Source organism: Streptomyces flaveolus, from assembly GCF_000716535.1.
GTDB classification, from domain to species: domain Bacteria; phylum Actinomycetota; class Actinomycetes; order Streptomycetales; family Streptomycetaceae; genus Streptomyces; species Streptomyces flaveolus_A.
The window spans coordinates 65,270-87,694 of record NZ_JNWV01000023.1 but is presented as its reverse complement, the minus strand read 5'-3'; the positions used below and the strand labels follow the sequence as shown (position 1 = coordinate 87,694).

Sequence of the window (22,425 nt, the reverse complement as noted above, 5' to 3'; positions counted from 1 at the left end):
TCCAGAATGGGTGGAGACCCGTTCGCTCGCACGGTGGCCGCCCGGGGACGCGGCCGGTGAGTCGTCGGTCGAGGGAGCGGTCGAGGTCGAGGGCGGCGCTGATCACAGCGGGGTGCGCGAACGCCGTTGGGAAATGGCCCAGTTGCTCGCTCGTGTGGCTGATCTCCTCGGCGTGCAGCCCGACATGGTCGTTCGTTGCCGAGGGCATTGAGGGCATTGAGGGCATCGAGGGCATCGAGGGCGGACAGCCACACCGGGTCGTGAGGGGTGATGAACCTGGTCAGCGGCATCACCCGCAGCGGGGCGTTCGGCAGGAGGCCTGGGAGACCGCCAACATCATCGATACGGAGTACCAGAACCGCACCGGGCCGGAGACCGGGCCGCGATCGATCATGTCGGCCGCCCGGTGGCCTCGTGCCCCATCCCTGGAAGGGATCTGCACGGGTCCGACCGCGATGTCGCTGCCCCGCCCCGGGACGTGCGCCTGTGCGCGGTCCGGGTACTGGGACGGAGTCGGCAGGAGAGCACGATGGACACACCGCAGCCGGACACGAAGACGGTCGTCGGTCTGGTCGCCGAGGCCGTGGCCGCTCCCTCCATGCACAATGCACAGCCCTGGCGCTTCCGCTTCCTGGCCAGTGAGAGGGTCCTGCTGCTGTTCGCGGACCTGGACCGCGCCATGCCCAGCTCCGACCCCGGCAACCGCGCCCTGCACATCGGCTGCGGTGCGTCACTGTTCACCTTGCGGGTCGCCGCCGCGCACGCCGGTGTCACGCCCACGGTCAGCCTGCTGCCGGACCCCGCCGAACCGCTGCGGCTCGCCGCCGTCCGGCTGGGCGGGACGGACCCGGCCGCCGCGGAGGACGATCTTGCGCGTCTGCACCCAGCCGTCCGCCGGCGGCACACCAGCCGGTACCCCTTCGACGAGAAGGACATCCCGGAGGACGTCCGGGCCGCCTTGCGCGCGGCGGCGGACCGGGAAGGGGCGGAGCTGCAGTTCCCCGGACCCTGGCACGTGGAGACGATCCTGGAGCTGGTGCACGACGCGGAGAGCCGTGACGTCCTGCACCCCGAGAACGCGGGGGACCTGCGGCGCTGGACACGGCTCGGACCGGAGGCCGACGCGGCCACCGACGGAGTCCCGGAGTACGCCTTCGGACCGCGCATGCGGGGCGGCAAGGCAGCCATGCGTGACTTCGCCGGCCGCCGCCCGGTGGCCGACCGCGGCACGACCTCGTTCGAGACGAACCCGCACCTGGCGTTGCTGAGCACACCGGGCGACACCCCAGCCGACTGGCTCCGGGCCGGCCAGGCGCTTCAGCGGGTGCTGCTGGAGGCGACCCTGGCGGGGCTCGCCACCTCCCTGACCTCCCACGCCCTGGAGAGCCGGGACCTGCGCCTGCTGACCCGTGACCCCGTGGCGGGCCGCGGCCACGTCCAGATGGTGCTCCGCCTGGGCTACGGACCACAGGGACCCGCCACGCCCCGGCGGTCCGTCCGCGAAGTCCTCGACATCGTCCAGACGGGAGGGTCGTGATGAGGGGAGGGCAGCACAGCGGCGGACCGGGCTTCGGTCGCGGCCCAGTGCCCCGGCTGCCTCCGTCGCGTCGCGGCCCAGTGACCCTGCTGTCTCCGTCGCGTCTCAGCCCAGTGCCCCGGCCGTCTCCGTCCCGGTCTCAGCCGAGGGGCCCCGCCGACCGTCGTCGCCCTGACGGCTCCTCGTCGGCCGGAGCCCTGAGGGCGCCCCGCCGCCCGACTGGCCGTACGAGTGGTCCCGATCGGGTGTCGGCCGAGGCGGTCAGGCCCTACGGGGCCGTCCGCTGCGCCGTCGGTGGCCCGAACGGCCCTGTCGGGAACCCGGCGCGTCGATGGAAGGTGGTCGTGCGGAGGCCGAGACGCAAGAAGCCCCCGAACGCTGTCCCGACACGAAAGGGATCCGGATGTCCGTCGACACGCACGCGGCGCCCGCCGAACTCTCGGACGAGGAGCTCGCCTCCCTTGACGCCCACTGGCGCGCCGCGAACTACCTCTCCGTCGGCCAGATCTATCTCATGGCCAACCCCCTGCTGGGCGAGCCGCTCCAGCCTGAACACGTCAAACCGCGGCTGCTCGGCCACTGGGGCACCTCGCCCGGCCTGAACCTGGTGCACACCCACCTCAACCGCGTCATCAAGGCCCGCGGCCTGGACGCGCTGTGCATCTGGGGGCCCGGACACGGCGGCCCGGCCGTGCTCGCCAACTCCTGGCTGGAGGGGTCGTACACCGAGACCTACCCGGACATCACCCGGGACGCGGCCGGCATGGCCCGGCTGTTCAAGCAGTTCTCCTTCCCGGGCGGGGTGCCCAGCCATGTCGCCCCCGAGACCCCCGGCTCCATTCACGAGGGCGGTGAACTCGGCTACTCCCTGTCGCACGCCTACGGCGCGGCCTTCGACAACCCGGAACTGCTGGTCGCCTGCGTGATCGGCGACGGGGAGGCGGAGACCGGCCCGCTGGCCGCCTCCTGGCACTCCAACAAGTTCCTGGATCCGGTCCGCGACGGCGCCGTGCTGCCGATCCTGCACCTGAACGGCTACAAGATCGCCAACCCGACGGTGCTGGCCCGGCTCCCGGAGACCGAACTGGACGAACTCCTGCGCGGTTACGGTCACGACCCCATCCATGTCACCGGTGACGACCCGAAGGCCGTCCACCGCGCCATGGCGGCGGCGATGGACACCGCGGTCGACCGCATCACCGGCATCCAGCGGGCCGCCCGCGAGGACCGGACCACGGACCGGCCCCGCTGGCCCGTGATCGTGCTCCGCACGCCCAAGGGCTGGACCGGACCCGCCGAGGTGGACGGACTGCCGGTCGAGGGCACCTGGCGCGCGCACCAGGTGCCGCTGGCGGCCGTGCGGGACAACCCGGAACACCTGCGGCAGCTCGAACAATGGATGCGCTCCTACCGTCCCGAGGAACTGTTCGAAGAGCACGGCGCCCCTCGTGCGCACGTATTGGCGTCCATCCCGGAGGGTGCCCGACGGCTCGGTGCCACTCCGCACGCCAACGGCGGCCTCCTCGTGCGGGAACTGCCTCTTCCGCCCCTGGAGAAGTACGCCGTCGAGGTGGACAAGCACGGCGCCACCCTGCACGAACCCACGCGTGTCCTCGGTGACATGCTCCAGGACGTCATGCAGGCGACCACCGACCGCCGCGACTTCCGCCTCGTCGGCCCCGACGAAACCGCCTCCAACCGGCTCCAGGCCGTCTACGCGGCCAGCGGCAAGGCCTGGCAGGCCGCCACCCTCGACGTGGACGAACACCTCGACCGGCACGGCCGGGTGATGGAGATCCTCTCCGAGCACACCTGCCAGGGCTGGCTGGAGGGCTACCTCCTCACCGGCCGGCACGGGTTGTTCTCCTGCTACGAGGCCTTCGTGCACATCGTGGACTCGATGGTCAACCAGCACATCAAGTGGCTGCGCACCACCCGCCGCCTGCCCTGGCGCGCCCCCATCGCCTCCCTCAACTACCTCCTCACCTCCCACGTGTGGCGGCAGGACCACAACGGCTTCTCCCACCAGGACCCCGGCTTCGTCGACCACATCCTCAACAAGAGCCCCGAGGCCGTACGGGTCTACTTCCCACCGGACGCGAACACGCTGCTGTCCGTCGCGGACCACGCCCTGCGCAGCCGCGACTACGTCAACGTCATCGTGGCGGGCAAACAGCCCTGCTTCGACTGGCTGTCGATGGAGGAGGCGAAGGTCCACTGCGCCCGGGGCGCCGGCATCTGGGAGTGGGCCGGCAGTGAGGACGGCACACGGGAACCGGACGTGGTGCTCGCGTGCGCGGGTGACGTGCCGACCCAGGAGGTGCTCGCCGCGGCCCAACTGCTGCGCCGCCACCTGCCCGCCCTGACCGTGCGCGTGGTCAACGTGGTCGACATCGCCCGGCTCCTGCCGAGCGAGGAACACCCGCACGGCATGAGCGACTTCGAGTACGACGGGCTCTTCACGGCCGACAAGCCGGTGATCTTCGCCTACCACGGCTACCCCTGGCTCATCCACCGCCTGGCCTACCGCCGTACCGGACACCGCCACCTGCACGTGCGCGGCTACAAGGAGATCGGCACGACGACCACCCCCTTCGACATGGTGGTCCGCAACGACCTGGACCGCTACCGCCTGGTCATGGACGTCATCGACCGCGTCCCCGGCCTCGCCGTCCGCGCGGCCGCCGTACGCCAGCGCATGGAGGACGCCCGGCAGCGCCACCACGTCCACATCCGGGAACACGGCATGGACCTGCCCGAGGTCGCCGACTGGACATGGGACGGCTGAACCGCCTCACCACAGCGCCCCGGCAAGCATCGCCGAGGCGCTCCTTCCGTACGTCCAGGACATCCAGTACGTGCAATACGTTCACAACAGGCGCTGACGGCCGTACGCCCGTGTTGCCCGGCGGCATCACGGGGGCGACCGTGTAGGTGGGGGAGCGAGGGAGTGAGTTCGGTGCGAGCGCTCGTCTACCACGGCCCGGCACAGACCTCCTGGGACACCGTGCCCGACCCCGTGATCGAGGAGGCGACCGACGCCGTCGTGCGCGTCGACGCGACCACCGTCTGCGGCACCGACCTGCACATCCGGCGGGGCGACTTCCCCGAGGTGAAGCCGGGGACCGTTCTCGGTCACGAGGCCGTCGGCGAGGTCGTGGAGACCGGTAGACGGGTCAACCACCTGCGCCTCGGCGACCAGGTGATCGTGTCGTCCGTCTCGGCCTGCGGGGATTGCCGGGAGTGCCACGACGGCCGGTACGGGCAGTGCCGCGGTGGCGGCGGATGGATCCTGGGGAGTCTGATCAACGGCACACAGGCCGAGCTCGTGCGCGTGCCGTTCGCCGACCACTCCACCACCCGGCGGCCCTCCGACCTCCCGCTCGATGACGCGGTGCTGCTCGCCGAACTCCTCCCGACCGCCTACGAGGTCGGGGTCCGCAACGGACACGTCGGTCCGGGAGACACCGTCGTCGTGGTGGGTGGCGGCCCCGTCGGCCTCGCCACGGTCGTTGTCGCGCGGCTCTACTCGCCCCGCAGGATCATCGTCGTCGACCTGGCCGGCTCACGGCTCGAAACCGCTGCCCGGGTGGGGGCGGATGCCGCCGAATCGCCGGGAAGGATGATCACCGAGCTGTCCGAGGGGCCGGGCGCCGACGTGGTCATCGAGGCGTCCGGTGATCCGGACGGCTTCCTGCTGTGTACGCGAGCCGTCCGGGCAGGGGGACACATCGCCAACATCGGCACACACGGCAGACCGACGGCACTGCATCTCGAGTCCCTGTGGCGCAAGAACGTGACGATCAGCATGGGGCAGGTGGACACGTCCTCCACACCGTGGCTGCTGGAGTTGATCAGGTTCGGCCAACTGGCCGTCTCCCCGCTGGTCACCCACACCTTCGGTCTCGACGCCATGGAGGACGCCTACGAGGTCTTCGCACACGGCACCGGCACGGGCGCGCTGAAAGTCGTGCTGCACCGGTGACGTCCGTCATCGGCGGTCCGGTCGCCGTGGGCGTGGACAGCTCCGCCCCCCGGTGGGGGTGTACCAGCCCACCGGCCGGGAGCCATCCGGCCCGTGACGGGCACGGCGTGCGGCGGGACGATGCGAGGGAAGGCAGGAGGTCGCCGGGCGCGCTCCGGCCACGGAGCAGGGGGCCGACGGACCGACGAGCCGGCCCGAACGCTCTCATGCTGTGCGGCGCGGCAGGCGGCCCCGGGAACGGCGGTGGTGACGATGGCACTCCCTCTGGTCGTGGGAGTCGACGGATCGGAGTCGAGCCTCGTCGCGGTCGACTGGGCCGTGGACGAAGCCGGCCGCCACGGACTTCCGCTCAGGCTGGTCCACGCCTCCCTCTGGGAGCGCTACGAGGTGGGCCTGCCCTCCCCGGGGCCGGGACGGCCCTCCGAGCAGGTGCCGGCCGAGCACATCGTGGCCTCGGCGGCCGACCGGGCGCAACGACGCAACCCGGAGGTGAAGATCACCACTGGCATCGTTTTCGAGGACGCGGCGGCCGCTCTCGTGCGGGAGGGCGGCGAAGCCTTCGCGCTGGTGACCGGTTCGCGTGGCCGCGGGCAACTGAAGGGACTCCTGCTCGGGTCGGTCGGTCTGGCCGTGGCGGCCCGAGCCCCCTGCCCGGCGGTCGTGGTCCGGGGTGACCGGGTGGGCCTGGCGGGCGGGCATGAGCGGATCCTGCTCGGCCTCGGTGCAGCCGGTACCGGCGCGGAAGCCGTGCGTTTCGCCTTCCGGGATGCCGAGGTGCGCGGCTGCGTCCTCGACGTCGTGCGTGCCTGGCGCAGGCCCGCCTTCGACAGGAACGGCAACCGGGTACGGGCCGAAGGGCCGGTCGACACGTCCGGGGAGCGACCGTCATCCGTCGTCGACGCCCCGCTCATGGCCGCGATCGACGAGTATCCGCATGTCCGGACGCGTCCGGCGACCGTCGAGGGGCCGGCCGGCAGGATCCTCGTGGACCGGTCGGCAGCCGCGGACCTCGTGATCATCGGGGCACGACGCAGAAGGGGTCACTCCGGACTCCAGCTCGGCCGCGTGGGCCTTGCCCTCCTGCACCATGCCCAGTGCCCGGTCGCGGTCGTGCCCGAACGGCAGTGAGCCGCGGTGCGGCATCTGCGGGCACGGTCGGGAGCGGTCCTGTGGGCCGCCCTCAACCGAACAGGCTTCGCACCCGGATGGTCTCGACGCGCCGCCATGTGCCGCCGGGCAGCAGCATCCGTTCGCCGTCGGCGCTGCGAGCGCTCAACCGGCTCGAGCCGGCCGGCCGGGGCCCCGCTCGCCGCCGCGTCTTCTTCGCCGATGGCAGCGCCGGGCCGCGGCAGGTCCGCTCGGCCCGCGCGTCAGCTTGAGTGCGTCGGCTCATCGGCCCTCCAATTCGCGAGTGCTGGGTCCGCTTGGGAACGCCGGGCCCTTCCGGGCGGTCGGGCCTGCCCGATGCCCGGACAGTCGCCGGCTACACACCCAGCATCCCTCCCCGTGTACCCGGGAGCAGCGCCGAATCGCACGACGGCGGGAGCAAGTGGAAGGGAACCGGCTCGGCGGCGCCCCACGAGCGCCGAGGGCACGCAGCCGTCCGTCACGCCGCCGGATGCGCATCTCTGGCGGTGCGGCGACGGGTCCCGCAGCGTGGGGGACAGGGGCGGACCGGCCCGGCGGGCACATACGCCGAAGAGAGGTGGGACGCATGGACAAGGGTGCCTCCGAGCGCCGGGTGGTGGTCGGTGTCGACGGGTCGCAGTCCTCGTACGACGCCCTGCGCTGGGCCGTGCGTTACGCCGGCCTGGTCGACGGCACCGTGGAAGCGGTCGCGGTGTGGGAGCTGCCGGGCCTGTACGGCTGGTCGGGGCCCGCCGTCGACATGGACGTCGACGAGGACGAGACGCGCCAGAAGATGAGCCATGAGCTGACCGACGTGCTCGGCGCGGACACGGCCGGCTCCGTGCGGACCCACGTGGTGCACGGCAACCCCGCCGACGTCCTGCTGCGAGCCGCCGAAGGAGCCGAGATCCTGGTCGTCGGCAGCCGGGGCAGGGGCGGCTTCGCGCGCGCCCTGCTCGGCTCCGTCAGCCAGCACGTGTCGCAGCACGCGAGCTGCCCGGTCGTGATCGTGCGCTCCGCGAAGCGGTGACCAGGGCCCGGCAGGGGGCCGGGGCCGGGATCGGGGGACGGCTTGGTGATCGCCGTCGGCCGCTGTGGCGAGCGGTGCCGTGCACGAGACTCCGTAAGCGCCTCGAAGGACGGCGCAGACACGTCCTGTCTTCCGGCACATCCTGGAAGGAGACGGACCGTCCGGCCGCGCAAAGCCCCACCGGCGTGCGTCTCGGAGAGGCCGGTCGGTTCCCGGTGGGGCCGTACGGCCCCTGATCGCGCGCCGTCCGCGGCGCCACACTGGTACCGGATTCCTCCCCGGGGAGACGGAGACGATGTCACGCACTGTCACCGTAGGTCTCGACGACTCGCCCGAGAGCCGGGCCGCAGCCGAGTGGGCGGCGCGCGAAGCCCTGCTGCGCGGCCTGCCGCTGAAGATCGTCCATGTGCGGGGGCCGACGCCCGGGCATGTGGCCCGGACACCACTGCTGGACCCGGAGAGTCACCGGAACTGGGCCCAGCGGCTGACACACGAGTCCGCGGACGGAATCCGGCTGCGCCACCCGGGCATCGAGGTGATCACCGAGCAGCTCACGGGGACCGTGACCGGTGTCCTCTGCGAGGCGGCGGGCTCCGCCGAGCTGCTGGCGCTGGGTTCGCGGGGCATGGGCGGGTTCAGCGGGTTCATGCTCGGCTCGGTGAGTCTGGGCGTCGTGGCCCGCGCCGAGCGCCCGGTCGTGCTGGTGCGTGCGGGGGAGCAGGCCGCCGACGAGCACGAGATGGACCCGTCGGGCGTACCGTCCGCCGCGGCGCCCTTCCGGCCCGTGGTGCTCGGCCTCGACATCGACCGCCCGGACGACACGCTGCTGGACTTCGCCTTCGACGCCGCCGCCCGCCGGAAGACTGCCCTGCGGGCCGTCCACGCCTGGCCCGAGCCGTCGGCCTCGTTCCACGGCTTCTCCGGTGACGCCAGGCTGCACGGCTCGCTCGAACGCGGGCAAGCCGCCCTCCTCGGCAAGGTGCTGCGCCCCTGGCGGCAGAAGTTCCCGGACGTGGAGGTGCTCGAAGCGAGCCGGTGCGGCAGCGCTCCACAGGTCCTCGTGAACGACTCCCGTGACGCCTCCCTGGTGGTCGTCGGACGACGTATCCGCCGTCACTCGTTCGGTGCGCACATCGGCCATGTCACGCACTCCGCGCTGCACCACATCGGCGCCCCCGTCGCGGTCGTCGCGCACACCTGACCCAGCACTCCGCAGGAGGACAAGCCATGAGCGCATCAGCCGCACAGCTCCACGGAGAGCATCTGGATCTGCCCCTGGTCGTCGGCGTCGACGGTTCCGAGCCGAGCATGCGGGCCGTGGACTGGGCTGCCGACGAGGCGGTCCTGCGGGGGGCGTCGCTCCGCCTGGTGTACGCCTCGCTCTGGGCGCGCTACGAAGGTGCGGCCACGGCCCAGGAGTTCGGCGAGCCCTCGGAGGAGGTGATGGCCGATGACATCATCGGGGCCGCCGAGCGGCGCGCCCGTCGTCGCCAGCCCGGGGTGAAGGCCACCACCGATGTGCTGCCCGAGGAACCGGAGCACGGCCTGATACGCGAGAGCCGCAGCGCCCTGGCGGTGGTGCTGGGCTGCCGCGGCCGCAGCGGCGTGATCGAGTCACTCCTCGGATCGGTCAGCGTCGCGGTGGCCGGACACGCGCACTGCCCGGTCATCGTGCTGCGCGGAAGCCACGACAACCAGGCGCACTCAGGGGCACGTGGTCGCATCGTCCTGGGAGTGGGTTCGAAGCCGGCGGGATCGGCCGCGGTGAGGTTCGCGATCGAGGAGGCCGTGCTGCGCGGGGTCCCGCTGGAAGCCGTCCGGGCCTGGCGCCGTCCCCTGCACGAGCCCCGTGCGCATCCGCTGATCGTCGGCCAACCGGCCCACGTGCACGAGCAACAGGCCGTCGAGGCGGTAGAGGACGCGCTGCGGGACATCCCGTCCGGCCTGCGGGTACGACGACGTACCGTCGAGGGCCACGCACGGGACGCCCTGTTGGCCGTCTCCCGTGAAGCCGACCTGCTCGTGGTCGGAGCCCGACGCCGCCGAGGCCACCACGGGCTCCAACTGGGCCGTGTCGCCCATGGCGTGCTGCACCACGCCGCCTGCCCGGTGGCGGTCGTACCCGAGCCGGCCTGAGCCCCGAAGAAGAGGCGTGACCGCCATGACCGAAGCGATCGTCTCCGGACCACCGGGGCCACACCGGCGCCGGCCGGTGGGCGCGTACTTCCGTGCCCTGCCGCCTCTGCCGTGCGCGGCAGTCGTCAGCCGGGTGCCGTCACCGTCCCGCCCCGCTCCGTCAGTCGGGCACCCGTGACCAGCTCGGGGTGGAAGCGCACCGCCTGCTCCGTGCCGTCTGTGGGTGCCAGGGCCGCAACAGCCCCCGGACGCGGGCAAGTTCCGCCGGATCGGTCACCAGTCGGTCGGCCGGTGGACGCCGGGGTGCGCTACGGGTGGATCGGCAGCGGCCTCCCGGCCATGGGGCGTGCCGACAGTCCACTCCCACGGCCCCTTGGCCCTCGTCAGTCCAGGATCGTGGCGATGCCGCGGCGGCGAAGGTCGGCCAGCCCGTTCAGCATGGCATCGATCTGTTCGGGGGAGTGCCCGACCCAGCCCTTGAGCTCCGAAACGATGCGTACGGGCTCGCGTGTGCGATAGGAGCGGGTGGGATTGCCCGGGAACTTCTTGTCGGTGACGTTGGGATCGTCCTCCAGGTCACCGGTTGGCTCCACCACGTAGATCCGCCCCGGTCCGTCGCCGGCCGCCAGCTCGGCGCCCCAGGTGGCGGCATCCAGGGTCTCGGAGACGTAGACGTGGCGGGACGTGCGCCCTTCCTCGTAGTTGGACGCGTGCCCGGGGACCAGCAGATCCCCGGGAGCGAGGTCGGCCTTCGTACCGTGCAGGTAGGTTCCCGCCTCGTACACCTGGAAGGGGACAGGGGCGCTGGTCATGGCTGCTCCTCGGGGCCTGGGCTCGGGGTAACAGGGAACCACAGCAGCTACCGGTGGATCCGCGACGAAGCCGACAACGGCTCGATCACCGCCCCTACTTGCTGGGCCGCCGCGGGCGGTACCGGAGAGCGGGACCACCTTGCCCTCGGACCGCTTCACGACAGCAGGAACACGACCAGCGAGGCCCAGCTACGCCACCCTGGGTGCCGTCCCCGACCGACCGAACGCGACCTCGCCCTGCCGGCCGGCGCTTCAGTCGAGGTCGTCGAAAAGGTCCAGCAGTGTCTGCTCGTCCGTCTCGGGCCCGGACTGCTCCGGCTGCGGAATCTGCTCGGCCCACACCGTTTTGCCCTGTGGCATGTAGCGGGCACCCCAGCTCTTGGTGAACTGCGCCACGAGGAACAGGCCGCGCCCGCCCTCCTCGGTCGTGGCCGCGCGTCTGATGCGCGGAGAGGTGTTGCTGCCGTCGGAGACCTCGCAGATCAGTGAGTCGTCGCGCAGCAGCCGCAGGCCCACCGGCCCAGGGCCGCCGTACCGCACGGCGTTGGTGACCAACTCGCTGACCACCAGCCCGGTGTTGAAGTCCAGCTCCGACATGCCCCAGGTGGCGAGCTGAGCCCGGGTCAGCGCCCTGGCCCGGGCAACGGCCGCGGGGTCGGGCGGGAATTCCCAGGACGCCACCCGGTCCTCGGGCAGCGCGTGCACACGGGCCAGCAGCAGGGCCGCGTCGTCGTACGGGCCGCTGGACAGCAGGGTGTCCGTGACCCGGTCGCAGGTGTCCTCCAGATCCGGACCGGCGAGCTTCAGGGCGGCCAGCAGTTGCGCGGTGCGCGCCTCGGTGTCCTCGTAGCCGCGGCTCTCCTTCAGCAGGCCGTCGGTGTACATCGTCAGCAGGCTGCCCGCGGGCAGGTCGACGGTGGCGGACTCGTACGGCTGGATACCGCCGAGCCCGAGCGGCGGACCGGTCGGGAGGTCGATCAGCCGCGCCTTCCCGTCCGGGGCCAGCAGGGCGGGCGGCGGATGACCGGCCGTCGCCGCCGTGCACCGGCAGGACACCGGGTCGTAGATCGCGTACAGGCAGGTCGTTCCCGTCGCCGGGTCCTGTTCGTCCACCTCTTCGTCGGGAGTGCGGCTGACCAGGTCGTCCAGGTGGGCCAGCACCTCCTCGGGCAGCAGGTCCAGACCGGCCAGCGTCCGTACCGCCGTACGCAGCCGGCCCATGGTCGCCGCCGCCTGCAGCCCGTTTCCGGGCACGTCACCGACGACCAGCGCCACGCGCATGCCCGACAGCGGGATCGCGTCGAACCAGTCCCCGCCCACACCTGACCTGGCGTCCGCGGGCAGATAGCGGGAGGCGAGGCCGACGGTGCTCAGCCGGGGCAGGGCGTGCGGCAGCAGGCTGCGTTGCAGGGTGAGGGAGGCGCGCTGCTCCCGGCCGTAGCGGCGGGCGTTGTCCATGCTGATCGCGGCACGGGCCGCCAGCTCGCCCGCCAGTGTCAGGTCGTCCTGCTCGTACGGCCTCGCCCTGCCGCGGCGGTAGAACCCCGCGAGACCGAGGACGGAGCCGCGCGCGGACAGCGGGGCGCCCAGGTAGGAGTGCTCACCCTCGCCGAGGAAGTCGACGGGGTGCACCCGGCCGGCCGGGTGCCCGGTCAGGGCCGCGGTCACCACCGAGTCCGTGACCGGCTGCCCGGCCTCCAGACAGCGGGCCTGGGGTGTGCCGGCGGGGTAGCCGGTCGGCTCGTCGGCCCCGCGGATCGGGAGGTCGCGGGAGTCCTCGCCGGCCCAGGCGGCCACCCGGCGCAGTGGTACGTCGGGGCGCAGGGGCCCGGGCGGTGGCTCTTCGCCCGCCAGGACGCTCTCGACGAGGTCGACGACGACCAGGTCGGCGAAGCGCGGAACGGTGATCTCCGCCAGTTGCTCGGCGGTACGCCGCAGGTCCAGGGTGGTGCCGAGTCGGACACCCGCCTCGTTCAGCAGGGCCAGCCGTCCGCGCGCCTCGGCGGCGAGCCGGCCGACACCGGGCTCGCCCACGAGCAGCAGCCACGCGTCGGTCGCTCCGGCGGCGTGCGGCTTCTCCGTCTTGCCGCGGCGGTCCAGGAGCGGCTCACGACGACCGGAGGCGGTCGCGGCAGCCGGACGTGCCCCACCGGTGCCGCCGGTGTCCTCGAAGCTGACCTCGACCGCCGCCCCCTCCGCGTCGCCGTGGTGCAGCTCCCGTCGGCGCAGGACGGCCACGCGACTGCCCGCGAGCGGCACCTCGGCGAATGCCTGACCGGGTGAGGAGATCAGCTCGATGGCACGTTCCAGCAGGATGAGCCGCTCCTGCGAGGCCAGCCGGGGTGGCGGTCCGCCGCGCCGGGACAGCTCTCCCGAGTCGAGGTCCAGCTCGGCGTGCCCGCCGCGCTCCATGGCCCGGCGGAAGGAGTGCGTGAGTTCGAGTTCGCGGGCCGTGCCCAGCTCCAGCAGGCGTTCCCCGATGCGATCGGTGGCGTCTTGGAGGACCATCGCCATGCCGGGGTCGGCCAGCTCCCGGGGCACGGAGAGGTTGACCGCGCCCCGCACGGTGCCGCCCACCGGGTCGCGCACCGGCGCGGCCATGCAGGTGAGCTCCTTGAGGTCGTGCAAAAAGTGTTCGTGGCCCACGACCACGAACGGCGCCCTGGTGCTCAGCACCATGCTGACGCTGCTGGTTCCCATGAACCGCTCGTCGACGTTGGCGCCCGGCACCAGGGACGCGGCGTCCATCAGTTTCAGCCCCGCCGGGTCGCCCCACCGGTCCACGATGTGCGCCCGCGAGTCGGCCAGCGCCACGGTGACCGGTACGCCCGAGAACCGTTCGTACAGTCGGGTCAGCACCGGTGCGGCGGCCCTGATCAGCCGGGAGTCGGGATCCAGGTCGCTCTCGATCGGCAGAGCCGCCCGCTCGCGGTCGATGCCGAGAGACTGCGAGCGCTGCCAGGAAGCGAGGATCTCCGGGCGCACTCCGCCGACCAGCGGTGACCGGTCGCCCGGATCGCTGCCCGAAGGAGTTGGGTACGACTCCACAGCTCCAGGATAATCGGGCAAATAGGGCGCTTGCCTCGGTTCGGCCGCTCAGGCACGCTCAACCGGCGGGTTCAGAAGCGCGCTTGCCTGCCCGTGGTGGGGGAGACGACCTGAACCGCCGCCGAGTCCGCGGCCGGCGTCGGCCGAGCGCTCCGGGTGGCCTGCTCGACGTGTGCCGGCCGCACCGCCTGGATGTGCCGGGCGGCCTCTGCCGCGGTGTATGAGGACGCGAAGGTGAACGCGCGCGGGGACGGCCCGTGCGCCCGCAGGTCCGCCAGCCGCTCCAGGGCCTCGCCGGCGGTCGGGAGGTGACCGGCGGGGATCCACCAGAGCACCAGGTGCGCCTCGACGTGCCGTTCGAACCATTCGCGGCGCCGCCGCATGACCTCCAGGTGCCCGCTGCGGTAGGTGAAGTCCCACAGGGCCTCCTGGGTCTCCCACACGGACAGGTTGACGATGACGTCCTCGCCCGCCGGGCGCAGGCCGGTGGCGTCGGCCGCCCCCTCCTCCACGAGTCGCCACACGAAGCCGGGCGCGCCGTCGGCGGCGGAGTTGACCGGGTCGAGCATCTCGACGAACGGCGTCATACGCGGGTCGTCGAAGGGGTGTCGGAGGGTGGCGACGTTGAGCTCGGCGAGGTGGGCGGCGGGCGCGGATGCGGTCATGGCCTCATCCCAGCACGCCCCCACTTTCTATGTCAATCACCGTTGTTTTTAGAAGTCTTCGACCACGACGCAGCACTCTCCTGGTCTGGCGTCCATGCGGGCGCGGACGGAACCGTCCGTGCCGAGCAAGCCCTCCAGCAGCGCGAGGTTCATGCCGCAGACGAGTGGCGGGAAGCGTTCGGCGACGGCGTGGAAGGGGCAGTTGCGCATCCGGACGACGCGTGCGGCGCCCCCGGTCGTCCCCTCGGTGCCTTCGGCGGCCTGGACACCGTCGGTACCCTCGGCGCCTTCCAGGTGCGGTTCGTAACCGCGGGCGGCCAGCACCCGCATGGCCTCCTCGAGGCTGCCGCAGGGCGCCGCCGAGCCGCGCAGGGCCTCGCCCCGGCGGCGTGCGGCCGCGCACAGCCCCGCGTCCAGCCCGGCCTGCTCGGCGGCCTCGGCGAGCAGTTCGGCGGCGGTGCGGTAGTCGCGGGCGGGCAGCGACACCGACCGCTCTACCCGGGCCCGCGTGTACACCTTGGCGGGACGGCCGGCCCCCGGCCCCGAGCGGCCCGTCAGGCGGCGGCTACCGCATTCCAGCAAGCCCGCCTCGGCCAGCTTGTCCAGATGGTGCGCGGCGAGCGTGCGTGCCACCCCGGCCGCCTCGGCGGCCTCGTTGCGGCCGACCTCGCGGCCCTGTGCCGCCACGTACTCGTACAGGCGGCGCCGCACCGGATCCTGCAACAGCGCGATCGAGTCGATGTCCTCCACCCGGCCATTCTATGAACAATCCGGCTTGGAGATAGAAAGGCGGGTCCGGTCCGGCCGGTGCCACCCGAAGAACGCCCCGGCGGGCCGGCCGCACCGGACCCGGCGACTGGCAGTCCACTGCGACGACCGTGCGCATGAAGCGTTCCGGGCAGGGGAGCCGTGAGGTCCCGGCCACAAGGAGGTCTCATGTTCGACGGGTTCACGTTGACACGTCGTGAGGGCGACGGGGTGCGGTTGCGGGTGCGCCACGGCGGCAGCGGTCCCGCGGTCCTGCTTCTGCACGGGCACCCGCGTACGCACGCCACCTGGCACCGCGTAGCCCCGTTGCTGGCCGCGGCGGGCCACACGGTCGTCTGCCCCGACCTGCGCGGTTACGGAGAGTCCGACAAGCCCCCGACCGACCCGCAGCACAGCCCGTACTCCAAGCGCGCCATGGCCGGCGACTGCCTCGCGGTCATGCGCGGCCTCGGGCACGACCGGTTCACCGTCGTCGGGCACGACCGGGGCGCCTACGTGGCCACGCGCCTCGCCCTGGACCACCCGGAAGCCGTGTCCGCCGTCAGCGTGTTGGACGCCGTCCCCATCGGGGAAGCACTACGGCGCTGTGACGCCACTTTCGCCGCCCGCTGGTGGCACTGGTTCTTCCTCGGGCAGACCGACAAGCCCGCCGAACGCGTCATCAACGCCGACCCGGACGCCTGGTACAAGGCCACCGCCGAGCCGATGGGCGCCGAAGCGTACGACGACTACCGCCGCGCCGTTCACGACCCGGCCACCGTGCACGCCATGTGCGAGGACTACCGCGCCGGCCTCGGCATCGACCGCGAACACGACGACACCGACCGGCGGACCGGCCGGCGCATCGTCTGCCCCGTGCAAGTGCTGTGGGCCACCCACGACGACATGGCCGACCTCTACGGCGACGTGCCGAGCGTCTGGCGCCCCTGGGCGGCCGGCCGACTGGAGGGCTCCCCGATCGACTCCGGACACCACATGGCCGAGGAGGCTCCGGAGTCTCTCGTCACCGCACTGCTCGCCTTCTGGGGGCGGCCTACTTCACCTTGACCGTCACCGTGGGCGAGTAGACCTTCCCGGCCGCGCTCGCGCCCGCGATCCGCAGATGCTCGGTGCCCTTGGTGTTGAGCTTGGCGATCAGGGCGTACGAGCTGCCCTTCTTGACCTTGGCGGTCGCCCTGAGCGAGGTCCACTTGCCGCCCTTCTCGTGTTGGAGCACGAGCGGGGAGCCGACCTTCAGGCCCTTGGTGCGGCCGGTGAACGTCACCTTGTCCCCGGCCTTCACCTCGGTCTTCTCGGCCTTCACGGTGATCGAGGCCATGGTGCCGGGGGTCGGGACCACGGCCAGGGCTCCGGCCGTCCCGCCGGACAGCAGCGCCACGGAGAGGGCACCGGCGCCGAGCGCACGAAGGCAGTGGTGACGGAGTACAGAGGTCATGTGCGTCTCCCGTCCTGTCGTTCGATCGACCTTTCCAGGCTGGCCCCGGGCCGTTGCTCCCGCCACTTGGGCCACTCGGGACAGCGGCCCACCAGCGCCGGCCGACGGGTGGACGCCGACGACCGGGACGAGCGCTGACGTGACGTCGGTTGGTCAAGCCGCTGTCGGGCCCTGCGGGACCTCCGCTCGCGAATACCCGTGGCTCCGCTCCACCTTCGCCACGTGCAGCGTGTAACTCTGGTACCACTCGGCTCGCCCGCGCTTCTGCGCCGCGCGGTGCTCGGCGTTGTTCCGCCACTCCGTGAGGGCGTCCGCGTCGCGGAAGTACCCGACGGTGATGCCCAGCCCGCCAGGAGTCTGCGCGTGGTCCATCCCCAGGAACCCGGGGACGTCCTTCACCAGGTCCTCCATGCGTGCGTTGGTCTCGCTGTAGCCGCTCTGGTCTTGGGTTCGCACCGTAGTGAAGACAGCCACGTAGTAGGGGGGTTCGTAGGCCTCGACGGGCATGACAGGCGCTTCCGGGTGCTCGCTCATGGCGTCACCGTACGGCGGGACGCGCCCGGCGATCCAGCGTCTTTCCCGAACGGGACACGCAGGGGCCGCTCCCGGGGCGGCGACCGGTGCCGAGGGCGACGGCGCGCCCCCGGCACCTGCGGCCCCAGGTGTCGTAGCCGGGCTGGACCGGGAAGAGGCCGATGGACGACAGGACGTTCCAGGCGGACATCGTGCCGAGGTCGTCGTTGCCGGTCATGCCGGTGGGGCTGTCGGTGAACAGGGTCAGCGCCGCGTGCACCACGTCCGTGGTCTTCCAGGGCTGGCCGGTGGAGAGGTAGGTGTAAGGGGCGATGAGGTCCGGCTCGTTCTGCGGGTTGTACTTGTCGGCGTTGTAGTACTCGTACGGGCCGTTGACCCACACCTCCCTCGCCGTCTTCGCCGGATCCTCCAGCAGCCGGTCGTAGGCGAAGAAGGAATCGAGCCGGGCGTTGGCGGCTTCCCGTCCCCCGATGAGGTCCACCACGCCGGGCAGATCCTGCGGCACGAGCCACTGGTACTGCCAGGAGGTCCCCTCGTGGAAGCCCTCGCTCTCGGCCGGATCGTCCGGTCCGGTGAAGGCGCCCGAAGCGTCGCGGGCCCGGAAGAAACCGGTCGAGGGGTCGAAGAGGGCGCGGTAGTTGCGTGAGCGGGCGGCGTAGCGGTCCGCGTCCTGCCCATGGCCGAGGTCGCGTGCCATCCGGGCCAGCATGGCGTCCGACAAGGCGTACTCCAGGGTCGCGGAGGCGCCGTGGTCGTAGTCCGAGTCGCCCGGCTTGGTGTGCGGACGGTTTTTCAGGTACGGCACGTAGCCATGGGCGAGGTACTCGCGGTTGCCCTCCCGTCCCACGGCGGGCGACGCGGCCGGCGGGACCCCGTCGGCGTTCTTGCGCAGCGCCCGGTACGCCTGTTCCTCGTAGCCCTTCAACAGGCCCTGCTGGTAGGCGTTGGTCAGGAACGGAGTGACCGGGTCACCGGTCATGATGTTCGTCTCGACGGTGCCGTAGCCCCACTTCGGCAGCCACCCCGCCTGCTCGTCGATCTTGACGACCGAGACCGCCATGTCCCGCGCCTCCCGCGGCGCGAGCAGGGAGAGCAACTGGGACTGGGTGCGGTAGGTGTCCCACAGCGACCAGTTCTGGTAGTACGTGAAACCGCGGGCGCGGTGGATCCGCTGGTCCCATCCCGTGTAGCGGCCGTCGGCGTCACTGCCGACGTTCGGGGCGAGGAACGAGCGGTAGAGCGACGAGTAGAAGGTGCGGCGCAGGCTGTCCGCACCGCCTCGTACGCGAATGTCGCCCAGGCGGTCCTCCCAGGTTCGCCGGGCCTGGTCCCGCACGGTGTCGAACGAACGCCCGCCTTCCGCACGGAGGTTGACGGCCGCCCCGCGCGCGTCGACGTACGACAGCGCGGTGGTCGCCTCGACGGTGCGGTCCTCACCGGTGTCGAACCGGACGTAGGCCCCGTCGGAGCCGGTCCGCGCCCCGTCGGTGACGGTGGACCCGTTCCAGGTGCCGTAGGCGGTGAAAGGCCGGTCGAAGCGGGTGAGGGTGTAGACGGTGTAGGGCTGGGTGTCCTGGCAGAAGCCGCGGCCGGTGATGGCGGTGCGCACGGTGTGGTCGTCGAGGATCTCGACCTTGGTTGTGACGTTCCGGTGCAACGACTGGGCGGCGTTGAGCAGCACGTTGGCCTTGTCGGTGGCCGGGAAGGTGTAGCGCTGCACGCCGGTGCGCCGGGTGGCCGTCAACTCCGCCCCGATGCCGGAGTCCAGGCGGACCCGGTAGTAGCCGGGACTCGCCTCCTCGTCGGCGTGCGAGAAGCGGGCGGCATAGCGGGCGTAATCCGTCTGCGTGACGTCGCCGGTGGTCGGCAGCACGGGCAGGTCACCGCCCAGACCGCAGCCCACGCCGGAGAGATGCACGAGGGAGAAGCCGCGGATGTGGTCGTCGGCGTAGTCGTACCCGGTGGCGTGGCCGGTGTCGGGGGAGAGCTGCACCATGCCGAACGGCACCGCCGCGCCGGGGTAGGTGTTGCCCTCGTTCTGGGTGCCGATGAACGGGTTGACGAGATCGGTCAGGGCCGTGCCGGTGCCGCGGTCGGGCCGTGCGGTGGCGGGAGCCGCCAGCAGCGTGGTCGCTGCCAGGGTTCCGGCCAGACACAGTCCGATGGTGCGCGTCCATGTCATGAGCGCCTCTGGAGTTCGGTGTGCCGGACAACGGATGTGGGACGGGCGGCACGGGGGCCGCCCTGCGTCCGCGGCCACGCGGGCACGCGCCCCCGTGACCGCGGACGGGCGTCAGCTCGCCGGGCAGCCTGCCGGGGTCGCCCGGGAGGCGTCGCGGATCAGCGCCCGGTGTGCGGTGAGCAGCCGGTCGGCGTCGGGCTTGAGCACCTGACGGTCGTACGTGAGAAGGCCGTTGAGCTCTCCTTCGACGTCCGAGATCTGCGTGTACACCGCGCCGTTGCCGCCCTCGCACGCCAGGGCGTGCACCTCGGTCAGCTTCCGCAGGTAGTCGTCGGTGTAGGCGGCCGGGTCCACGTCGACGTACGACTGCTGGACCGACCAGGCGTGGCCCGGCACCGCGAGCCCGAGACCGCCGTACTCCCCGGCTACCAGGGCCCGTTCGCCGTCGGGATGCGGCGGCAGGGCGGGACTGGGGTAGCCGTGCTCGTCCATGACGTCACCGGCTCCGCCGTCGCGGCCGAGGTTCAGCCCCGACATGCCGTTGACCAGCCGGCTCGGGTCCCAGGTCTTGGCCTGCCGGGCGATGCGCGCCTCGTCGTACTGGCCCCAGCCCTCGTTGAAGGTGACCCACATGACGATGGACGGGCTGCTGATGTGCTCGTCGATCATCCGCTTCATCTCGCGCTCGTACTCGGCGCGGGCCGCCGGGTCCGGGTCCACCCCCGCCGTGGTCGCCGGCATGTCCTGCCACACCAGCAGGCCCAGCCGGTCGGCCCAGTAGTACCAGCGGTCGGGCTCGACCTTGATGTGCTTGCGGACCGCGTTGAACCCGAGCCGCTTGTGCACCTTCAGGTCGTATGCCAACGCCTCGTCGGTCGGCGCCGTGTACAGACCGTCCGGCCAGAAGCCCTGGTCGAGGGTGGCCATCATGAAGACGGGCGCGCCGTTGAGAACGGTACGCGGGACGCCGTTCACCTTCTCGACGGCGATCGAGCGCATCCCGAAGTAGCTGCCCACCCGGTCGGCGCCCACCTTGACCCGGAGCCCGTACAGGAACGGGTCGTCGGGCGACCACAGGTGCGGGTCGGTGATCGTGAGATGCAGCGGGCCGCCGGTGCGGCCCCGCACCGTGGCGACCTTGCGGTGTCCGTCGTACGCCGTCGCCGTGACGGGTACGCCGTCCCGGACCCCTTGCGCCTCGACCGTGAGACGGTTGTGGGCCAGGTCGGGGACGAGCTTCAACGAGCCGACGTGGTCCCGGGCGACCGGTTCCATCCACACCGTCTGCCAGATGCCGGAACTGGGCGTGTACCAGATGCCGCTCGGATCCAGCCGCTGCTTGCCGACGGGCGGGTTGGGGCCGCCCGCGCCGTCGGTCGGGTCGTACACGCCGACGATCAGCTCCTGGGTTCGGCCGGGCAGCAGCGCGTCCGTGACATCGGCGCTGAACCTGTCGTAACCGCCGCGGTGTTCGGCGACCTTGTGGCCGTTGACGTACACCTCGGCCTGCCAGTCCACGGCCTGGAAGTTGAGCCGCAGCCGTGTGCCGGAGCCGATGTGCCAGTCGGCGGGAACGGTGAAGGTACGCCGGTACCACATCCGATCCTCCGGCCGCTCGAGCCCGGAGAGCTGCGACTCCACCGGGTACGGGACGAGGATCCGCTCGGGCAGCGTCCTGCCGACGGGCGGCTGCTCGCCGGCCTCGGCGGCGGCGAACTGCCAGCGGCCGTTGAGGTTGCGCCAGGCGTCCCGGGTCAGTTGGGGGCGGGGGTACTCCGGCAGTGCGTTGTCCGGCCCCACCTCGTCGGCCCACCGGGTGCGCAGTTCGTGGCGGGAGGTGTTGGGTCCGCTGCTGTAGAAGGCACTGACAACGTTGCCGTCACTCGTAGTGAGGCCGCCCTCGCCGTCGTAGCGGACGTCGGCCCTGCCGCGTGCGGTACCGGTCTTGTTGCCGACCACCGGCTCGTTGAGCGCGACGAGCAGCGCGTTCGGATCGGCCGGGTCGAGGCGCGTCGTGCCGAGCGGCCAGTCGGCGCCGCCGATCACGGCCCGCAGGTGGGTGGTGAAGTCCGCGGGCGGCGCGGCCGGCGGATGCGTGAACTCCAGTTTCAGGGTGCGTCCGTCGGCGAGGACCGCGGCGCTGGTGGCGCCGTCGTAATCGAAGCCGTCGGGCAGGAGGAACGCCGACTGCGGGACGGCCTCCTTGGTGCCGCCGGGCTCGGTCCAGCGGACGTGGAGGTTCGAACCGCCGAAGTGCTCGAAGTACTCGATCTTGAAGTCGTAGGCCGTACCGGCCGTCAGATCGATGGCAGCGGAGGTCTGTTCGCGGTCCCAGTCGTCGACCCAGTGGTCGATGGCGAGCTTGCCGCCGACCCACAGGCGGAAGCCGTTGTCCCCGCTGATCGCGAAGGTGTGCGGTCCGCTCCGCTCCGGCACCAGCTTGCCGGTCCAGCGGACACTGACGTCGTCCGACCGGCCCGTGGTGAACGTCAGGCGCGGTTCGAGGTTGTCGAAGTCGAGGTTCTGGTCGAAGCCGGTGGCCTTCAACTCGCCGAAGTCGAAGGCGCCAGGCGCGGATTGTGTGTGGTACTCGCCCTTCAGGCCGTGAACCTGTGCGGGTTCCCCGGCCGCGGCGCTCGCGTGCGGGGCGGCGATGAGGCCTGCCGCCCCAAGGGCCGCGGCCAGCAGAAGGGTGAGCCTCTCTCTGAGTCGTCCGGTGCGCACGGATCCTCCAGTGACGCGGGCGGAGGTGCTCGGGTCTCGGTGGCGACTCGGCTGTGGTGCGGTGGACGAGCCGCCAGTACAACGTTGTCAAGAGCAGCACTGAGCATGACAACACGGATTCCGATCTCCGTCCAGGGGCCGAGCGGCTTCGCCCGGCAGAACGGCGTCCCCGCAACGTCCGGCCGCGGAGCCGCCGTTGACGGCCGACGCATCCGCGTCCCACCTGGGGGGCCACCGCCCGGCATCACGGTCGACGAGGTCGAGGCCGTGGGCATCGAGGATGCCGAGCCTCAAGTGACCTGGTGCGGAACGCGGTCCGCCGGTCGCGGTGATCGTAGGGAGATCCGCCGAAGCCCACGCCGGACTCCTTGGCATGGGGTGACGCGCACGGTGAGACTGGCAGCCGGCCGGGTGAGCGTCTGCGAGACGGGCGCCGGCAGC

16 protein-coding genes are annotated in these 22,425 nt (G+C 71.9%); 8 read left to right on the top strand and 8 right to left on the bottom strand.

Features of this window, described 5'->3' with window-relative positions; genetic code table 11:
* Nucleotides 1–529 precede the first annotated feature (529 nt).
* From OO52_RS25030 to OO52_RS25000, 7 genes are all read left to right on the top strand, one after another.
* A complete protein-coding gene (locus tag OO52_RS25030; RefSeq protein ID WP_030646028.1) occupies nt 530–1,537 on the top strand; it encodes an Acg family FMN-binding oxidoreductase in 1,008 nt (335 codons plus the stop codon).
* Between the two features lie 403 nt (nt 1,538–1,940).
* Complete coding sequence (locus OO52_RS25025; RefSeq protein ID WP_030646026.1) at nt 1,941–4,325, top strand: phosphoketolase family protein; 2,385 nt, start codon at nt 1,941–1,943, stop codon at nt 4,323–4,325.
* A 171-nt stretch (nt 4,326–4,496) separates the two neighbouring features.
* Nucleotides 4,497–5,522 carry an alcohol dehydrogenase catalytic domain-containing protein gene (locus OO52_RS25020; RefSeq protein WP_030646024.1) on the top strand — a complete coding sequence of 342 codons (1,026 nt, stop codon included), beginning with the start codon at nt 4,497–4,499 and terminating at the stop codon, nt 5,520–5,522.
* A 252-nt stretch (nt 5,523–5,774) separates the two neighbouring features.
* Entirely contained in the window at nt 5,775–6,650 is an 876-nt protein-coding gene (locus OO52_RS25015) for a universal stress protein (protein WP_030646022.1), read from the top strand.
* 586 nt (nt 6,651–7,236) lie between these two features.
* Nucleotides 7,237–7,680 carry a universal stress protein gene (locus tag OO52_RS25010; protein WP_030646020.1) on the top strand — a complete coding sequence of 148 codons (444 nt, stop codon included), beginning with the start codon at nt 7,237–7,239 and terminating at the stop codon, nt 7,678–7,680.
* Nucleotides 7,681–7,975: 295 nt separating this feature from the next.
* A complete protein-coding gene (locus tag OO52_RS25005; protein WP_030646018.1) occupies nt 7,976–8,881 on the top strand; it encodes a universal stress protein in 906 nt (301 codons plus the stop codon).
* Between the two features lie 26 nt (nt 8,882–8,907).
* The gene (locus OO52_RS25000; protein WP_051818492.1) at nt 8,908–9,816 is read left to right on the top strand and encodes a universal stress protein; all 909 of its coding nucleotides are present in this window, start codon (nt 8,908–8,910) and stop codon (nt 9,814–9,816) included.
* A 383-nt stretch (nt 9,817–10,199) separates the two neighbouring features.
* Here OO52_RS25000 and arr read toward each other — a convergent pair whose 3' ends face one another.
* The 4 genes from arr to OO52_RS24980 form a co-directional block, all read right to left on the bottom strand.
* Entirely contained in the window at nt 10,200–10,628 is a 429-nt protein-coding gene (gene arr, locus OO52_RS24995) for an NAD(+)--rifampin ADP-ribosyltransferase (protein ID WP_030646014.1), read from the bottom strand.
* Between the two features lie 252 nt (nt 10,629–10,880).
* Nucleotides 10,881–13,676: a SpoIIE family protein phosphatase gene (locus tag OO52_RS24990; protein WP_030646012.1), complete on the bottom strand. Its 2,796-nt coding sequence runs from the start codon at nt 13,674–13,676 to the stop codon at nt 10,881–10,883.
* Nucleotides 13,677–13,747: 71 nt separating this feature from the next.
* Nucleotides 13,748–14,341 carry a DUF3291 domain-containing protein gene (locus OO52_RS24985; protein ID WP_051818490.1) on the bottom strand — a complete coding sequence of 198 codons (594 nt, stop codon included), beginning with the start codon at nt 14,339–14,341 and terminating at the stop codon, nt 13,748–13,750.
* A gap of 48 nt (nt 14,342–14,389) precedes the next feature.
* The gene (locus tag OO52_RS24980; RefSeq protein ID WP_030646009.1) at nt 14,390–15,091 is read right to left on the bottom strand and encodes a helix-turn-helix transcriptional regulator; all 702 of its coding nucleotides are present in this window, start codon (nt 15,089–15,091) and stop codon (nt 14,390–14,392) included.
* A gap of 186 nt (nt 15,092–15,277) precedes the next feature.
* On the opposite strand from OO52_RS24980, the gene OO52_RS24975 reads away from it, so the two are divergent.
* Nucleotides 15,278–16,156, top strand: coding sequence for an alpha/beta fold hydrolase (locus OO52_RS24975; RefSeq protein WP_030646007.1), 879 nt, complete (start codon nt 15,278–15,280; stop codon nt 16,154–16,156).
* On the opposite strand, the gene OO52_RS24970 is transcribed toward OO52_RS24975, so the two are convergent.
* The 4 genes from OO52_RS24970 to OO52_RS24955 form a co-directional block, all read right to left on the bottom strand.
* A complete protein-coding gene (locus tag OO52_RS24970) occupies nt 16,143–16,544 on the bottom strand; it encodes a hypothetical protein (protein ID WP_030646005.1) in 402 nt (133 codons plus the stop codon). The genes OO52_RS24975 and OO52_RS24970 overlap by 14 nt on opposite strands.
* Before the next feature lie 153 nt (nt 16,545–16,697).
* On the bottom strand, nt 16,698–17,078 hold the full coding sequence (locus tag OO52_RS24965) for an antibiotic biosynthesis monooxygenase family protein (protein ID WP_030646003.1): 381 nt from the start codon (nt 17,076–17,078) through the stop codon (nt 16,698–16,700).
* 4 nt (nt 17,079–17,082) lie between these two features.
* On the bottom strand, nt 17,083–19,260 hold the full coding sequence (locus tag OO52_RS24960; protein WP_078966016.1) for a GH92 family glycosyl hydrolase: 2,178 nt from the start codon (nt 19,258–19,260) through the stop codon (nt 17,083–17,085).
* A 111-nt stretch (nt 19,261–19,371) separates the two neighbouring features.
* Nucleotides 19,372–21,984 (bottom strand): glycoside hydrolase family 2, encoded by a 2,613-nt coding sequence (locus tag OO52_RS24955; RefSeq protein WP_030645999.1) that lies wholly within the window; start codon nt 21,982–21,984, stop codon nt 19,372–19,374.
* Nucleotides 21,985–22,425 lie beyond the last annotated feature (441 nt).

Excerpts from the sequence above, each read along its gene's own strand:
- OO52_RS25010 (WP_030646020.1), top strand. The coding sequence starts at position 7,237 with ATGGACAAGGGTGCCTCCGAGCGCCGGGTGGTGGTCGGTGTCGACGGG.
- OO52_RS24970 (WP_030646005.1), bottom strand. The coding sequence starts at position 16,544 with ATGACCTCTGTACTCCGTCACCACTGCCTTCGTGCGCTCGGCGCCGGT.
- OO52_RS24985 (WP_051818490.1), bottom strand. The coding sequence starts at position 14,341 with ATGACCGCATCCGCGCCCGCCGCCCACCTCGCCGAGCTCAACGTCGCC.
- OO52_RS25030 (WP_030646028.1), top strand. The coding sequence starts at position 530 with ATGGACACACCGCAGCCGGACACGAAGACGGTCGTCGGTCTGGTCGCC.
- OO52_RS25025 (WP_030646026.1), top strand. The coding sequence starts at position 1,941 with ATGTCCGTCGACACGCACGCGGCGCCCGCCGAACTCTCGGACGAGGAG.
- OO52_RS25005 (WP_030646018.1), top strand. The coding sequence starts at position 7,976 with ATGTCACGCACTGTCACCGTAGGTCTCGACGACTCGCCCGAGAGCCGG.
- OO52_RS24965 (WP_030646003.1), bottom strand. The coding sequence starts at position 17,078 with ATGAGCGAGCACCCGGAAGCGCCTGTCATGCCCGTCGAGGCCTACGAA.
- arr (WP_030646014.1), bottom strand. The coding sequence starts at position 10,628 with ATGACCAGCGCCCCTGTCCCCTTCCAGGTGTACGAGGCGGGAACCTAC.
- OO52_RS25000 (WP_051818492.1), top strand. The coding sequence starts at position 8,908 with ATGAGCGCATCAGCCGCACAGCTCCACGGAGAGCATCTGGATCTGCCC.
- OO52_RS25015 (WP_030646022.1), top strand. The coding sequence starts at position 5,775 with ATGGCACTCCCTCTGGTCGTGGGAGTCGACGGATCGGAGTCGAGCCTC.
- OO52_RS24960 (WP_078966016.1), bottom strand. The coding sequence starts at position 19,260 with ATGACATGGACGCGCACCATCGGACTGTGTCTGGCCGGAACCCTGGCA.
- OO52_RS24975 (WP_030646007.1), top strand. The coding sequence starts at position 15,278 with ATGTTCGACGGGTTCACGTTGACACGTCGTGAGGGCGACGGGGTGCGG.